The sequence below is a fragment of the Sphingobium sufflavum genome (assembly GCF_021403115.1).
Lineage (GTDB): Bacteria > Pseudomonadota > Alphaproteobacteria > Sphingomonadales > Sphingomonadaceae > Sphingobium > Sphingobium sufflavum.
This window is the reverse complement of the sequence record NZ_JAJSSH010000005.1, coordinates 34,300-49,396: the sequence shown is the minus strand read 5'-3', so window position 1 is coordinate 49,396 and position 15,097 is coordinate 34,300. Positions and strand designations below refer to the sequence as shown.

10 protein-coding genes are annotated in these 15,097 nt (G+C 62.4%); 7 read left to right on the top strand and 3 right to left on the bottom strand.

The features are described 5' to 3' along the window. Positions 1 to 5 precede the first annotated feature (5 nt). The 4 genes from uxaC to LWE61_RS09290 are packed head-to-tail and all read left to right on the top strand — an operon-like array spanning position 6 to position 5,208. Positions 6 to 1,412, top strand: a complete 1,407-nt coding sequence (uxaC, locus tag LWE61_RS09305; RefSeq protein WP_234149785.1) for a glucuronate isomerase — start codon at positions 6 to 8, stop codon at positions 1,410 to 1,412. A gap of 11 nt (positions 1,413 to 1,423) precedes the next feature. After that, positions 1,424 to 2,800 carry a mannitol dehydrogenase family protein gene (locus tag LWE61_RS09300; RefSeq protein ID WP_234149784.1) on the top strand — a complete coding sequence of 459 codons (1,377 nt, stop codon included), beginning with the start codon at positions 1,424 to 1,426 and terminating at the stop codon, positions 2,798 to 2,800. Between the two features lie 50 nt (positions 2,801 to 2,850). Further along, positions 2,851 to 4,266, top strand: coding sequence for a glycoside hydrolase family 28 protein (locus LWE61_RS09295; protein ID WP_234149783.1), 1,416 nt, complete (start codon positions 2,851 to 2,853; stop codon positions 4,264 to 4,266). A 45-nt stretch (positions 4,267 to 4,311) separates the two neighbouring features. After that, complete coding sequence (locus LWE61_RS09290; RefSeq protein ID WP_234149782.1) at positions 4,312 to 5,208, top strand: LysR family transcriptional regulator; 897 nt, start codon at positions 4,312 to 4,314, stop codon at positions 5,206 to 5,208. On the opposite strand, the gene LWE61_RS09285 is transcribed toward LWE61_RS09290, so the two are convergent. Together LWE61_RS09285 and LWE61_RS09280 are read right to left on the bottom strand one after the other, a co-directional pair. After that, positions 5,209 to 6,951: a hypothetical protein gene (locus LWE61_RS09285; RefSeq protein ID WP_234149781.1), complete on the bottom strand. Its 1,743-nt coding sequence runs from the start codon at positions 6,949 to 6,951 to the stop codon at positions 5,209 to 5,211. A gap of 110 nt (positions 6,952 to 7,061) precedes the next feature. Next, positions 7,062 to 8,390: an MFS transporter gene (locus tag LWE61_RS09280; protein WP_234149780.1), complete on the bottom strand. Its 1,329-nt coding sequence runs from the start codon at positions 8,388 to 8,390 to the stop codon at positions 7,062 to 7,064. Between the two features lie 355 nt (positions 8,391 to 8,745). On the opposite strand from LWE61_RS09280, the gene LWE61_RS09275 reads away from it, so the two are divergent. The 3 genes from LWE61_RS09275 (at position 8,746) to LWE61_RS09265 (ending at position 14,079) form a co-directional block, all read left to right on the top strand. After that, entirely contained in the window at positions 8,746 to 11,607 is a 2,862-nt protein-coding gene (locus tag LWE61_RS09275) for a TonB-dependent receptor (protein WP_234149779.1), read from the top strand. An 80-nt stretch (positions 11,608 to 11,687) separates the two neighbouring features. After that, positions 11,688 to 12,770 carry a pectinesterase family protein gene (locus LWE61_RS09270; RefSeq protein ID WP_234149778.1) on the top strand — a complete coding sequence of 361 codons (1,083 nt, stop codon included), beginning with the start codon at positions 11,688 to 11,690 and terminating at the stop codon, positions 12,768 to 12,770. Between the two features lie 52 nt (positions 12,771 to 12,822). Further along, complete coding sequence (locus LWE61_RS09265) at positions 12,823 to 14,079, top strand: family 43 glycosylhydrolase (protein ID WP_234149777.1); 1,257 nt, start codon at positions 12,823 to 12,825, stop codon at positions 14,077 to 14,079. Positions 14,080 to 14,198: 119 nt separating this feature from the next. Here the strand turns inward: LWE61_RS09265 and LWE61_RS09260 are convergent, their stop codons facing one another. Then, positions 14,199 to 15,041: a TauD/TfdA dioxygenase family protein gene (locus LWE61_RS09260; protein ID WP_234149776.1), complete on the bottom strand. Its 843-nt coding sequence runs from the start codon at positions 15,039 to 15,041 to the stop codon at positions 14,199 to 14,201. Positions 15,042 to 15,097 lie beyond the last annotated feature (56 nt).

The following is a 15,097-nucleotide window of genomic DNA, read 5'->3' as shown; positions in this document are numbered from 1 at the left end:
ACATGATGACCGAAACCAGAGCGTTACACCTCCACCCCGACCGCCTCCTACCCGCCGAACCGGCGACGCGCGCGATAGCGCGGGAACTGTACAGCAGCGTCGCGGCCCTGCCGATCGTCAGCCCGCACGGTCACACCGATCCGTCCTGGTTCGCGCAGAACGAAAGCTTCGGCAATGCGACCGAACTGCTGCTGGTCCCAGACCATTATGTCTTCCGCATGCTCTATTCGCAGGGCATCGCCATGGAGGATCTGGGCGTGCGCAATCCCGGCGTCGATCCCCGCGCGGCGTGGCGTCTGTTCGCCGAAAACTATCATCTGTTCCGGGGCACCCCCTCGCGCATGTGGCTGGACTGGGTCTTTGCCGAAGCCTTTCGCCTGGACGTGCAACTGAATGCGGGAAGCGCCGACCATTATTTCGACGCGATCACGCAGGCGCTGTCGACCGACGCGTTCCGGCCGCGCGCCCTGTTCGAGCGTTATGGCATCGAAGTCATTGCCACCACCGAAAGCCCGCTCGACACGCTGGAGCATCATGCCGCGATCCGCGCTTCCGGCTGGCAGGGCCGGGTCATCACCGCCTATCGTCCCGATCCCGTGGTCGATCCGCAATTCGACGGTTTCCGCGACAATCTGGTCCGTTTCTCCGACCTGACGGGGGAGGATTGCTTTTCCTGGGCCGGCTATCTCGCTGCGCATCGCCAGCGGCGCGCCTTCTTTGCGTCCATGGGTGCGACCAGTACGGACCACGGCCATCCCACGGCGCTGACCGCCGATCTTGCGCCCGTGGAGGCGGAGGCGGTGTTCCGCAAAGTCAGCAAGGGCGATGGTGATGCGGCCGATGCCGAACTCTTCCGCGCGCAGATGCTGACGGAGATGGCGGCGATGAGCGTGGACGATGGCCTCGTCATGCAAATCCATCCGGGCGCGTTCCGTAACCATAATGCCGCCGTCTTTACCCGCTTCGGTCGGGACAAGGGCGCCGACATTCCGACCCGCACCGAATATGTGCACGCGCTGAAACCACTGCTCGACCGCTTCGGCAACAATGCCAATCTGTCGGTCATCCTCTTCACCCTGGACGAGAGCAGCTATGCCCGCGAACTTGCGCCGTTGGCGGGGCACTATCCCTGCCTGAAGCTCGGCCCCGCATGGTGGTTCCATGATAGCCCTGAGGGCATGCGCCGGTTCCGCAGTATGACGACGGAGACGGCCGGTTTCTACAACACCGTTGGCTTCAACGATGATACGCGCGCCTTCCTGTCGATCCCGGCGCGGCATGATGTCGCGCGGCGCATCGACTGCGGTTTTCTCGCCGAACTGGTCACCCAGCATCGGATCGAGGATTGGGAGGCGGCCGAACTGGCGCAGGATCTCAGCTATAATCTGGTCAAGCGGGCGTATCGGCTGTGAGGCTGGGCCGCATGAATCTCGACCGGCTACCTGCCGAGGTCGAGCCTTTCGGTTATGATCGCGATGCGCGGGGCATCGGTATCGTGCATTTCGGCATCGGCGCATTCCACCGGGCGCATCAGGCCTGGTACACGGACCGCGCGATGACGGCGGACGGCGGCGACTGGATGATCTGCGGCGTGTCGCTGCGCTCGCCCGACGTGGCCGAGCAGCTCAATCCGCAGGACGGCCTCTATACGCTGGCGGAACGGTCGGCGCAGGGAACGGTGCTCCGCACTATCGGCGCGGTGCGGGAGGTGCTGGTCGCCAGCCATGACCCCGCTGCCGTGATCGACCGGATCGCCGCGCCGGGCACGCATATCATCAGCTTCACGGTGACCGAGAAGGGCTATTGCCGTGCGGGCGACGGTTCGCTCGATCTCGCGCTGGCCGGGCCGGGGAGCCTGTACCGCTTCCTGCGCGAAGGGCTGGCGCGGCGCAGGGATGCAGGGTTGCCGGGCGTGACGCTCCTGTCGTGCGACAATCTTGCCGACAATGGCCCCCAGCTGGCGCGGCTGCTGGATTCCTATCTCTCCCGCCACGATCCGGCACTGGGCGAGTGGGTCGCAAGCCATTGCACCTTCCCCATGACGATGATCGACCGCATCGTGCCCGCCACGACTGACGGGGATCGGGAGGAGATTGGCGCGATCATGGGGGTTCGCGACGAGGGGATCATCGTGACCGAACCGTTCAGCCAGTGGGTGATCGAGGACCGTTTTGCCGGTCCCCGTCCCGTCTGGGAGAAGGTGGGGGCGGAACTGGTGGCCGATGTCGTTCCCTATGAGACGGCGAAGCTGCGGATGCTGAACGGCGCGCACTCGCTGCTGGCCTATTGCGGATTGCGCCGGGGCCATGGCTTTGTGCATGAGGCGGTGGGCGATCCCATGCTCCATGATCTGGCGTCCCGCCTGATGCTGGAGGAGGCGCGGCCGACCATCGCGGCGGTGCGGGGGCAGGATCTTGCTGCCTATGCCGCGGCGTTGCTTGACCGCTTCGCCAATCCTTCACTGCACCATCGCCTGATCCAGATCGCGATGGATGGCAGTCAGAAAATCCCGCAACGCTGGCTGGCCACGGTCGCCGCTCGGCAGGGCGAGGGGAAGACCTCCCCTGCGATCATGGCGGGACTGGCCGCATGGATGCAGCATGTTCGCGGCGCCAATGTCGCCCAGTGGGGACCGGTCGACGATCCGATGGCGGGCCGGCTCACGGCGCTATGGGAGGGGAAGACTGCACCGGAAATGGTGCAGGCCCTGTTCGGTGAAAACGGCCTGTTTGCGGCCAGTTGGCAGGCGGACGCGGCGGCAACGCCCCTGCTGGTCCATGAGATGGCGCAGCAGGCCTAGACCGTCATGCCTCGATCATGAAGGCTGGAGGAGAGGGAAGGTTTATGACCATGGAATTGTCCAGACGCGCATTGTTGTGCGCGACCGCATCCGTCGCGCTGGTCCCGATCGTGCCGCTCATCGCCGCCACGGCGTCGGACCCATGGGACCAGGCGGCGCGGATCGTGCGGGACATAAAGCGGACCCGATTCCCCGACGTGGATTTTCCGATCACCCAATTCGGCGCACGCGCCGAAAAGGGGCATGACAACAGCCGCGCCATCGAGGCCGCCATCGGCGCGGCGCATGATGCCGGGGGTGGCCGTGTGGTCGTGCCGCCGGGCATCTGGGAGAGTGGGGCGATCCACCTCAAGTCGAACGTCAATCTGCATGTTCAGTTCGGCGCCACCATCGCCTTTTCCACCCGGCCGGAGGATTATCCGCCGGTGTTCACGCGCTGGGAGGGCATTGAACTCATCAATTATTCCCCGCTCGTCTACGCCCATGGACAGGAGAATGTGGCCCTGACCGGGGGCGGGACGCTGGACGGACAGGCCGGGCCGGACAATTGGTGGCCGTGGAAAGGCCCTTGGGGCGGGACAGTAGATCATGGCTGGCGCGAGGGAATGCCCGATCAGCGGCCCGCCCGTAATCGTCTGTTCCAGATGGCGGAGGAGAATGTGCCGCCCGACCAGCGGCTATTCGGCAAGGGCGACTATCTCCGCCCCGCCTTCGTCCAATTCTACGCCTGCAACCGTGTCTTGATCGAAGGGGTGAAGCTTCGCCGCTCGCCCTTCTGGCAACTTCATCCTGTCCTCTGCCGCAATCTGGTGATCCGGGGCGTCGATATCATGAGCCATGGGCCGAACAATGACGGTTGCGACCCGGAATCGGTGGATATGGTGCTGATTGAGGATTGCACCTTCGACACCGGTGATGATTGCATTGCCATCAATTCGGGTCGCAACGCCGACGGTCGTCGTCTGGCCACGGCTGCGCGCAATATCGTGATCCGCAATTGCCGGATGAAGGAAGGGCATGGCGGTGTCGTGGTCGGCAGCCAGATTTCGGGCGGCGCGCACCATGTCTATGCCGAACGCTGCGTCATGGATTCGCCGGATCTTTGGTACGCGCTCCGGTTCAAGAATAATGCGCTGCGCGGCGGCCTGCTGGAGCATTTCTACTTCCGCGACATAAAGGTGGGGCAGGTGTCGAAGGCCGCCATCGCCTGCGACTTCAATTATGAGGAGGGTGCAAATGGATCGCATAAGCCGATATTGCGCGACATCGTCGTCCAACGGCTGACCGTGGCCCGGACGAATCGCGTATTGGACAGCCAAGGATTCCCCGGTGCGGCCGTCGGATCGCTGCGGCTGGAGGATTGCCGTTTCGACGGGGTCAGCCAGCCGTCCCTGATGGTGCACAGCCCCGACGTGACTCTTGTCAATGTCCGGGTGAACGGACGGCCCACCGACAGGCTGGCCTAGCTTTTCATCCTGTTCTCGCCCCTCCAGAGATTGTAAAAAGCCATCATGTTCGAGCTGACCCACCTTCGCTGCTTCGTGGTCCTTGCGGAGGAGTTGCATTTCGGCAAAGCGGCCGACCGGCTGCACATGACCCAGTCGCCTCTCAGCCGGCAGATACAGGTGTTGGAGCGGGTGCTAGGCGTGGAGCTGTTCCACCGAACCAGCCGCCGGGTGACATTGACGCTGGCGGGGGAAACCTTCCTGCACGAAGCGCGGCGTATCGTCCGGCTGTCCGAAAGTGCGGCGCTTGCCGCCCGGCGGGTCTGGAAGGGCGAGGCGGGACGCATCTCCATCGGATTTACAGCCGTATCGGGCTATATGCTTCTGCCCCGCATCGTGAAACGTGCGGCAGTGGCTCTGCCGGGGATCGAACTGCAACTGCACGAACTGGTGTCGGGCGACCAGTCCGAGGCGTTGCACACCGGTTTGATCGACCTCGCCCTTGTCCGGCCGCCCGTGAATCGGGTCCAGTTCGACTCGGCCCCCCTTCTCCTGGAAAAGCTGCTCGTCGCATTGCCGGAGGATGATCCGCGCGCGGAGCAGGAGAGTTTCGAGCCGCGTGATTTCGACGACAAGGATCTCGTCATGTATGCGCAGCGTGGCGCAGGCTATTTCAACCAGCTATTGTCCGGCCTGTTCGACCGGGCGGGGGCGGCGCCGAATTACGTCCAGTTCGTGACGCAGATTCACTCGCTGCTAGGCCTCGTCGGGGCCTCGCTCGCACCTGGTATAGTGCCCGAATCCGCCGCCGGACTAAGCCCGCGCGGCGTCGTCTTCCGCCCGCTGCGGACCGAGCCGGCCCTTCCGGTCGAATTGTATCTCGCGTGGCGGAGAGAATGCGAGAATCCGGCACTGCCGGCTTTTCGCGAACTGTGCCTGCAAGCGGTGGCTGGGGACGCCTGATCAGCTTTGCCAGACCGGTCGGTCGAGTGTGGGTTTCTGGCTGTATCTTTGCATCTCCAGCACGATGCGGGTGCCCGCGCCGGGAGCGAGGCGGATGGAAATATCCCGCGAACCGGCGCTCATGCGTCGGTCGCCGATCCATGTGGCCTCGATCCGATGCTCTCCATAACCGCCGCCGCGCAAGATCAGATGGCGGGAATAGGCCGGATTGAGGTTGACCACCGACAGGGTCGTGCTGTCCGCCTCCAACTTCTCGACCAGCAGCGCGACATCCTGCGGCAGGCCGGGCCGGCGCCGGTCGGCGTCGAAGGGACGAACCCGCGCGAACATCAATGTACCGCCCTGATTGGGTGAGTTGGGCGACCATGGCGGACGCGCGACATGGATCGCGCCCATGGTCTGGTGCAGCAGCGCCGTGACCGAGGCAGGGTTGCGCTCGATTGGATTGTCGGCCAGCCGGGTCTGCGCCGTTGTCCTGTCTTCGCGGACGCGCGCCATCTGCGTCTGGACTCGCGCGATGTCGGCCAGAAGCGCCTGCTCCGGCCAGTCGGGCGCCTGTCCGCCCAGAAAGTCCGTCCAGGGGGTCGGGGCCATCGCCGCCCGGTCGCTCTCCCGCATGGTCAGATACCAGATCTCGCCGGTGTTCAGCCGATAGGGGCCGGGCCTGAAGCTGTACCATCCCTGATCGCCATGCATAGTTGGCGCGCAGAGCACGCCGTCGATTTTTCTGGAGGCGGCGTTGATGCGAGCGTTCTGGTCCCGCCAGACCTGAAGATAATCATCGTTCCCAGTCGCGAGATAGGCGTTCATGAAACCCATGATTGCGCGCGGCATGCGGTTGCGATCCTCGCGTTTGCCGGTGACGGGGGAGACGGGGCTGAAGCCCCAGCCATAGGTCCCGCCATACCATTTGCCGCCCGCGCCGCCGCCAATGGTGCCATCGGGGCCGATGTTGCTGGGCATGATGCCGCCATTGGCGCGCGCGCGGCCCGCCCAGGCGTCGACATAGCCCAGCATCCAGTCGCGAAAACGGTCCTCGCCTGTCAGCATCCAGGCGTTGAACCCAAGCGCTGTCGAATGGAGGTTCAGCGGGTTGTCCCCTACCGTCTCCGTATAGTCCCGATAATGTTCGAGGGTTTCCTGATAGCTGGTTTCACCATGCACCATTTCAAAGGGGCGGGTGTCGAACGGGTCACCCGCCCAGTCCAGCATCGTGGCGGGGCGCATCAGCGGGCCGATGCTGCCGTTGAACATGGACCGGATCAGGTGAAGCTTCGTGTCGTAATTGGGCGCTTTCGGGTCGCGTCCGGTATAGAAATCGGCGAAACGGCGCGCGCGGGCGATCAATTTTGCATCGGTCGGTTCGCAGAGGCCGAGCAGGTTGAACGTGGTCAGGCCTTCGCTGATATGCTGCCAGTCCATCTGTGGCGGAAAGTCGCGCACATACATGCCGTTCCGGCCCATCGGCACGTCCGTGGTGCGTGCGCGGGAATATTGAGCGAAATGCGCTTCCTGCACCGCGCGGGCAAGGGTGAGCAGGCGGTCGTCCGCCCCGGCAAGATAGAGGTAGGGCCAGTCGTTGATCGCCTCAATCGCATCGTCCGGCCCGTCATTCGCGCCCCAGCGCAGGAAAGCCTGAATCTCATGGCGCGCGTTGAAATAGCGATCATGAAAGGCAGTCGCGGCATCGAGCTGGGTAGCGAGGAGATGCCGCTGTAATATCGCCCATCGCGGCGCCGCCATGGGTGTGTCGATGAGAATGGCCGGCAGTGCCGCCCTCGCGGATGCGGCGGGGAGGGCTACGCTCAGGGCGAGGGCGCCGCTCCCGCCGAGAAGGCTTCGACGATCGATGTTCACGGGACCAGTTCCAGTCGTTCGATTTTCTGGACGATGAAGAAATAGGCGATGATCGTCATGAGGCAGTGCAATCCCACGAAGATCAGGGCGGTATCGAAGGAACCGGCGCTGGCGACAAGGATGCCGACCACGATTGGCGTGATGATGCCCGCCGCATTACCGAAGGTGTTGAAGACGCCACCCGCGAGGCCAGCGAGTTGCCGGGGAGCGACGTCGGACATCACCGCCCAGCCGAGCGATGCGACGCCCTTTCCAAAGAAGGCGAGCGACATGAGCGCAATGACGCCGACCTGGCTCTCCACCAGCGCCGCCGCCATGATGATGCTGGCGAGGAGCATGCCGATGAGGAGTGGCATCTTACGCGCCAACGTCAGCGATCCCGTGCGGGCGAGCAGCCGGTCGGAAATCACGCCGCCCGCTACGCCGCCCAAGAAACCGCACAGCGCGGGAATGGCGGCGATGAAGCCAGCCTGCAATATGTCGAACCCGCGATCCTTCACAAGGTAGATCGGAAACCAGGTGACGAAGAAATAGGTCAGCACATTGATGCAATATTGACCGACGTAGATGCCGATCATCATACGGCTGGTCAGCAGTTGGCGGATATTGTGCCAGGTAAAGGTCGCTGCCCGCTGAGTGTCCGATCGCGTATCGAGTTCCACCAGGCCGCCGCCCTCGCGAATCAGGTCCAGTTCGTGTTGGTTGACCCGGGGATGCTGTGCAGGATCGCGAATAAAGAGCGCGAAGGCGATCGCCGCCAGCACGCCCAACGCGCCCATCACGAAAAAGACGGCCCGCCAGCCGAAATCATGGACGATCCACCCCATCAGGGGCGCGAAAGCGACGAGGGAGAAATATTGCGCGGAGTTGAAGATGGCCGATGCCGTGCCGCGTTCCCGCGCCGGGAACCACGCCGCGACGATGCGCGCATTGCCGGGGAAGGAGGGCGACTCGAACAGGCCCACCAGAAAGCGCAGGATGAAGAATTGCGTGACTAGCGAAAGGCCCGTCACAAAGCCCGCGAACCCCTGCAACAGGGTGAAGCCCGACCAGATGGCGATAGCCGATATATAGACCGGCCGGGTTCCGAAGCGGTCCAGAAGCGCGCCGCCCGGAATTTGTGCAGCGGAATAGGACCATGCAAAGGCGGACAGGATGAAGCCCATCTGGACAGCGTCGAGGCCCAATTCCTTGGACGCGGCCACACCCGCGATGGAGAATGTCGAGCGGTCCGCATAATTCAGCGACGTGATGATGAATATCAGCGCGATCACAAGGAAGCGAACGCGCGTCGCCCGGTCGGATGAATGGCTGGCCCCAGGCATGGTCTGTCTCTCCGTCCGCCGTAAGTCGGTCTTTATCGTTGATAATTAGGTCAGCGGGACGCGCGCTTGTCCATGCCGCAAAACGGATCGATCAATGCGTCCCCGGCATGATTCATGCCAGAAGCACCGGGCTTTCCGCTATAATATGGTTTGCGTGGCGGCTGGAGAACTATTGCGATGGGCGCATTGATCGATCCCCTTTTTGCCGACGAAGCCATCCGGATCATTTCCTATCATGCCAAGGGTTGCCAAGGTTTGATACCGGTGTCATAAATTAGGTAAGCGGTGTCAATGACTGGTTCGAGGAGGTTCATCTCCTGCCGAAACCAGCGGGGCACACAGCAGGGGAGGTTGTATGATTCTTTCATCGTGGGTTCGTCGCCATCTGGTTTCCGGTGCGTCCGTTGCCGTGCTTGCAATGGTCGGTGCCAGTCCCGCATTGGCTCAGGATGCCGCTGCCGCTTCGAAAGGTGCGGATGAACCGAGCGTCGCTGACATCATCGTCACGGGTTTCCGAAACTCCGTCCAGAACGCCCAGATCGAAAAGCGGCAAGCTACCGCCGCCGTCGACGTCATCAAGGCGGAAGACATTGCCAAATTCCCGGACAATAACCTCGCTGAATCGCTTCAGCGCATTCCGGGTGTCGCGATTTCCCGTGAAGGCGGCGAGGGGCGCAGCATTTCCGTTCGCGGGCTCGGTCCCGAATATACGCGCGTGCGCATCAACGGCATGGAAGCCGTGGCGACGACGGGCGGGTCCGACGCGGGCGGCGGCGTGAACCGCGGTCGCGGTTTCGACTTCAACGTCTTTGCATCCGAACTTTTCAACTCCCTGACGGTCCGCAAGTCCGCATCCGCATCGGTTGAGGAGGGGTCGCTGGGCGCGACTGTGGACCTTCAGGCGGCCCGCCCGCTGGACTATCGCGACAAGTTCGTGGTCGCAGGCTCTGCACGCGCAGGCTATAATGATCTTTCAAAGGCCTGGGATCCGCGTTTGGCCGGTCTGATCAGCTGGCAAAATACGGATGCGACCTTCGGCGTTCTCGCGTCGGCGGCCTATTCGACCCGCCGCATCCAGGAACAAGGCCATTCGACCGTTCGGTGGAGTCCGTCCGGTGCCAATGGCGGCTTCAGCCCCACGTCGACGCTGCCGGGCTGGACAACGGCCCAGATCAACGCGGCGCCTGCCGCCGACGGGTCGAACTGGAACCAGCTGCTCTATCATCCCCGTATCCCGCGCTATGACAGCTGGTCTAACGACATCAGCCGCCTGGGCCTGACCGGGGCCATTCAATGGAAACCTTCGGATCGCACCGAAATCATCATCGAGGGCCTGTATTCCCGCTCCAAGACCAAACGTGACGAAAATTACATCGAGGCGCTGTCCTTTAGCCGGACGGGTGCATCGGGCAAGGCCGAGACCGTCATTCGGACCGGCGAAGTCAACAAGGACAATGAGCTGGTCTATGGCGTGTTCGACCGGGTCGATATGCGTATCGAGTCACGCCATGATGAATTCACCACCACATTCTACCAATATAACACCGTCATCAATCATGAGCTGAGCGACGGCTTCCGGGTCAAGGCCTATGGCGGCTACTCCAAGTCGAATTTCAACAGCCCGATACAGACGACGGTCGTTCTTGATCGCCTGAATTCCAACGGTTTCAGCTGGGATTATCGCGGCAATGATCGAGAGCCGGTGATGAATTGGGGCTTTGATCCCAACAATGCCGCGAACTGGTCGTTCATCAACGGTACGTCGGACATTCGCATCCGGCAGAATTCGGTGGTCAACGACTATATCTCCGCCAAGCTCGCGGGCGAATGGGATGTGACCGACGACTTCAAACTGTCGTTCGGCGGCGAATATCGCCGGTTCCGCTACAATACGTTTGAATCGCGTCGCTATGCTGCGGAAACCTCCTCCGGCACGCTGACACTGGCACAGGTTGCGTCACTGACCCAGTCCTTCTCCGGCGTTACCGGCGACCCGGCCTATAACAGCTATCTGATCCCGAACCTTCAGGGCTTTGTCGATACGCTGGGCATCTATTGCAACTGCGTCACGACAATCAACGGCACGAACGTCGATTTCCGCGTGAACGGCCGGGATGTGGCGGGCACCAATCCCAATGCAACGGCGGCCAGCAATACCGGCAACATCCAGGAAAGTGAAAAGGCCTTCTGGTTCCAGGCGGATTTCGAGCGGGAAATCGGTGGCATTACCTTCCGGGGCGACGCTGGCCTTCGCTATGTGAAGACCAAGCAAAACTCCTTCGGCTATGGTCTCGCCAGCGGCCGGGCGATCGCGACCACCGTCGATCGCAGCTATGAAAACTGGTTGCCGTCCATGAACCTCGTCGCCGAGTTGACGCCGCGGTTCCTGCTGCGCTTCGGTGCCGCGCGGGTGCTGACCCGTCCGGGCCTCGGCGCCCTGTCGCCTGGCGGCAGCCTGACGTTGCAGGCGTCCAACCAGGTGTTCAACCAGGGTAATCCGTACCTGAACCCCACCACGGCATCCAACCTCGACCTCGCGGCCGAATGGTATTTCGCACGGGGGTCGTTGCTGGCGGTCAGCCTGTTCCAGAAGAATATTGGTTCGCTCAGCGGCACCCAGATTTCGACGCTGATCCCGTTCAACCAGTTGGGCTTCCCCCTCAATCTCGCTACCGATCAGGGACTGGCGGCCGATGTTCCGGTCACCGTTCGCCGCACTATCAACGGCGAGGGGGGCATGCTGCGCGGTTTCGAGATCAACTATCAACATCAGCTGTCGTTCCTGCCCGGCTTCCTGAAAAACCTCGGCGTGCTGGCCAACTACACTTATGTGAAGGCGGATCTGCGCTATCCGGGTCCGGGCGGCGTGGGGACGGTCATCGGGCCGCTCACCAACCTGTCCAAGCATACCGCCAACGCGACCCTCTTCTATGAGGACAAACTCATCAATCTGCGCGGATCGGTGTCCTACCGTTCCAAATATGTGGAGGCGTTCGGCGGCGGCGCCCGTGAGCAAAGCTCGGAAGAGGGCGTCAACGGTTCGCTCAATGTCGATGCGTCGCTGGGCATCAACATCACGGACAAGATCACCCTGACGATCGAAGGCAACAACCTGACCGACGAGCGCAAGGACCAGTATATCGACGCGGATGACCGGGTCGTTCTCAATCACCGGTTTGGCCGTCAGCTCTACTTTGGTGTGCGGTTCAAATATTGATGGCTGGGAGAGCCGGGGTGTCACGTAGCAAAGACGTCCATCCCGGCTCTCCGCTTTTCCGGCGTGGATGGATGTGGGCCATGCTGCCCGCGCTTCTCCTTCCGGCCGGTGTTGGAGCCTCTCCCGGCTCCTATCAGGTCAGTCCTCGCTGCGACGGGCGTTCCGGCTGTTACAGCAGTATAGCGGCGGCGTTGAAGCAGGCGGTGACGGTTCCCGCCGGGCAATGGGTGAACATCCGCATCGCTGCCGGAGACTATCGGGAGAAGGTGACGATTGGCCGGTCACGAACGCGCCTGATCGGCGCTGGCGCCGCGCGCAGCCGCCTGCGTCATGATGCGGTCGCAAAGACGTCCCGCGCCTTCCATCGCGACGGCTGGGGCACGCCGGGTTCCGCCACGCTAACCATCAACGCCGACGAAGTGATCGTGCGCGATTTGACGGTCGAGAACGGGTTCAACTATCTCGCCAATGATGCCCTGCGCCGCGACGATCCTAACCGGATTGCCGAGGCACAGGCCGTCGCCCTGCTGCTCGATATCGACAGCGACCGGGTGTTGCTGGATCGGGTCGCGCTGAAAGGGTATCAGGATACGCTGTTCGCCAACGGACACCGTGCCCTTGTTCGCGACAGCCTGATTACGGGCAATATTGATTTCATTTTCGGCAACGGGATGCTGTGGATCGAGCGGGGCGAGTTGCGGTCGCGGCCCCGATCCGCCCCGATGGTAAAGGATGAGATCCAGTCCTATATCGCCGCGCCGTCAACGCCGGCCGGCCAGTATCTGGGGATTGTCGTGCAGGGCGCGCGGCTGACACGGGAGGCGGACGTGCTGCCAAATTCGGTGGCGCTGGCCCGCCCATGGCATCCCACGACCCGTTTCCCTGATGGTCGCTATGCCGACCCTGACGCAATTGGTCAGGCGCTCTTCATTGATTGCTGGATGGACGCGCATATCAGCGACCGGCACTGGACGAGCATGGCCGGAACGGCGCGGGACGGCAGCAAGAGCATCATCTTTGAGCCGCAGCAGGCCCGTTTCTTTGAGGCGGGAAGCCGCGGTCCGGGCGCACGGCACGTCGACATCGGCATGAACTGGCGGCCGGACAGGGACATCGACGGGCTGCGCGTCCGCTTCCTGAATGGATGGAAGCCCGGTTCATAACCGGTCGGGCGGCAGGCGCGCGGTGACATGCACCGAACATCGGGAGAGTGATATGGCGAAAGAAGACAGGTTTAGCCGCCGCTCGGTCATGGCCGGCACCGTCGCGCTGGGCATGGCGCTCAGCCCGCTGGCGCGCGCCATGGAAAAGGGGGTGGGGAAACCGCCGTTCCCGGTCGATGACGACATAGGACGCCCTATCGATCCACCGCCGCCGGGCTATTTCGCGGTAAGCGGCCGCAGCGGTCCCGGTCTCACCGTTACGCCGGACACCGAGCGGGGCGGTTGGGTGACCAGCGAGGCGGCGGTGGATCGCAAGGGGGTGCGCTTCAAGGGGCCGGGCCCGGCACCCGCGAACCCCTTGCCATGGGGCAATTCCGATTCCGGGCGCGTGGTGACACAAGGATTGATCCCTCCTGTAAAGCCGCTGCTCCACCTGCACTTGCGCGATACGATCATTTGCCTCGGCGGAGACGGGCATTATTACATGACGGGATCGACCGGGGACGACATATGGAAACATAATGACGGCATAGAATTGTGGCGCTCGCCCGACCTCAAGAACTGGGATTATCTGGGTCTTGTCTGGAGCATCGAGCGGGACGGCGGCTGGGAAAAGCAGTGGAAGGTCAGGAAAGGCGATTATTTCCGGGCAATCTGGGCGCCGGAAATCCATTTCATCAATGGCAATTATTATATCTGTCATTCGATCAGCCGTTCCGGCATTGCCATATTGCGCAGCACGACTGGCAAGGCGGAAGGCCCCTATGTCCATGCCTTCTCGCCGGACAAACCGCTGCGCAACGGTATTGATGCGACCCTGTTCGGTGACGACGACGGGTCGGTCTATCTGACCTATGGCGGCGCCTTCGAGATGGTGCGCCTGAAGCCCGACCTGTCCGGCTATGACGGGGAGTGGCGGGCGGTCACGCTCGAAACGCCGGATCTGGACCCGGTGCATCATAACAAGAAATGCGTGCGGCACGGCTATACCGATATCGGCTTTGAGGGCGCCACCATGTTCAAGCATGACGGCCGCTACTATCTCGGTGCGGTCGACCGGTTTGAGAATAACCGTTATTCCTTTGCCTTTGCGACATCCCGTTCGCCATTCGGTCCCTATCGCGACCGCTATGAAAGCGTATCGTGCGGCGGAGGCGGCAACGTCTTCCGCGACAAGCAGGGACAGTGGTGGTGCACCATTTTCGGCAATGACGATGAAGCGCCGTTCCGGGAAAAGCCGGGAATCGTTCCTGCACGAATGGATGAACGCGGTCATCTCGTGCCGGATTTTGGACGCCGTTCCGTCTAGCTGGGCTATATTCCACGGCAATGTAAATTTCGATCCGTTCGGGCCCGGTGTATCTGGACGTTTGTCTATGCGGGTCTAGCGGCGTCGATGGCCGAAGGCTGGAAAAGGGCGCAGCCTTGCTATGCGATGACCTCATGCCCCTTGAGCGTGGTGCGATGCATGACGCGGCCCGCTGCCTCCGTATAGGGATGCGACCGGTGGAGCAGGCCGGGGTTGTTGAAGATGACGAGGTCGCCCCTTTGCCAGCGGTGGCGATAGGTAAATGGAGCGGAGGTCGCCCAATCGAGCAAACCGTCGAGGAGCGCGCGGCCTGCCTTCCGCTCCATGCCGACCATGGTATCGGCAGTGGAGCCGATCAGCAGCGAGGTGCGGCCGTCCTTCTGGTGCCAGACCAGCGGATGTTCGGTAGGCGGGAAGACGCTGTGCCAGCGCGCATAATCCGCCTCACTTGGATGCACGTACATCAGGCGACCGACGGCAGCCAGGCAATGGATGACCCGCTGTCCCTCCAGTTCGCGTTTCCGATCGTCCGGCATCGCGTCCCATGCGGCAAAGAGGCTGGCAAATTCGGTGTCGCCGCCGGTGCTGGGCGGGCTTTCACATTTCAACAGGGTGGCCTTGCCCGGCGTGTCGTAAACGGTGCCGTCCATGTGCCAATAATCATTGCCCTTCACATAATCGAGCTGTGTCTTGTCATCCTTGTCGAGGGCGATGCGGTAGATGCCCTTGTCGCTGGCGGCGGAATTGTCCGCCGTGACGGAGAGATGGTGCTGGTCGCCCATCGCGGCGGTGAAGGCGGCGAATATGTCGTCGTCCATGTTCACCTGTGGAAAGACGAGCACATTGTAGCGGTTGAGCGCCTCCAGCATTTTTTCGGGCACGCCGGGCGCCAGCACATCCTCCGCGCGAACATGCACAGAGGCGCCAAGGCCCGCAGTGATGGGTTCGATGACAAAGGACATGGTTTCCGCTTACCCCTATAACAGGCTTTTGACTCACTATTGAACATATGTTTAGT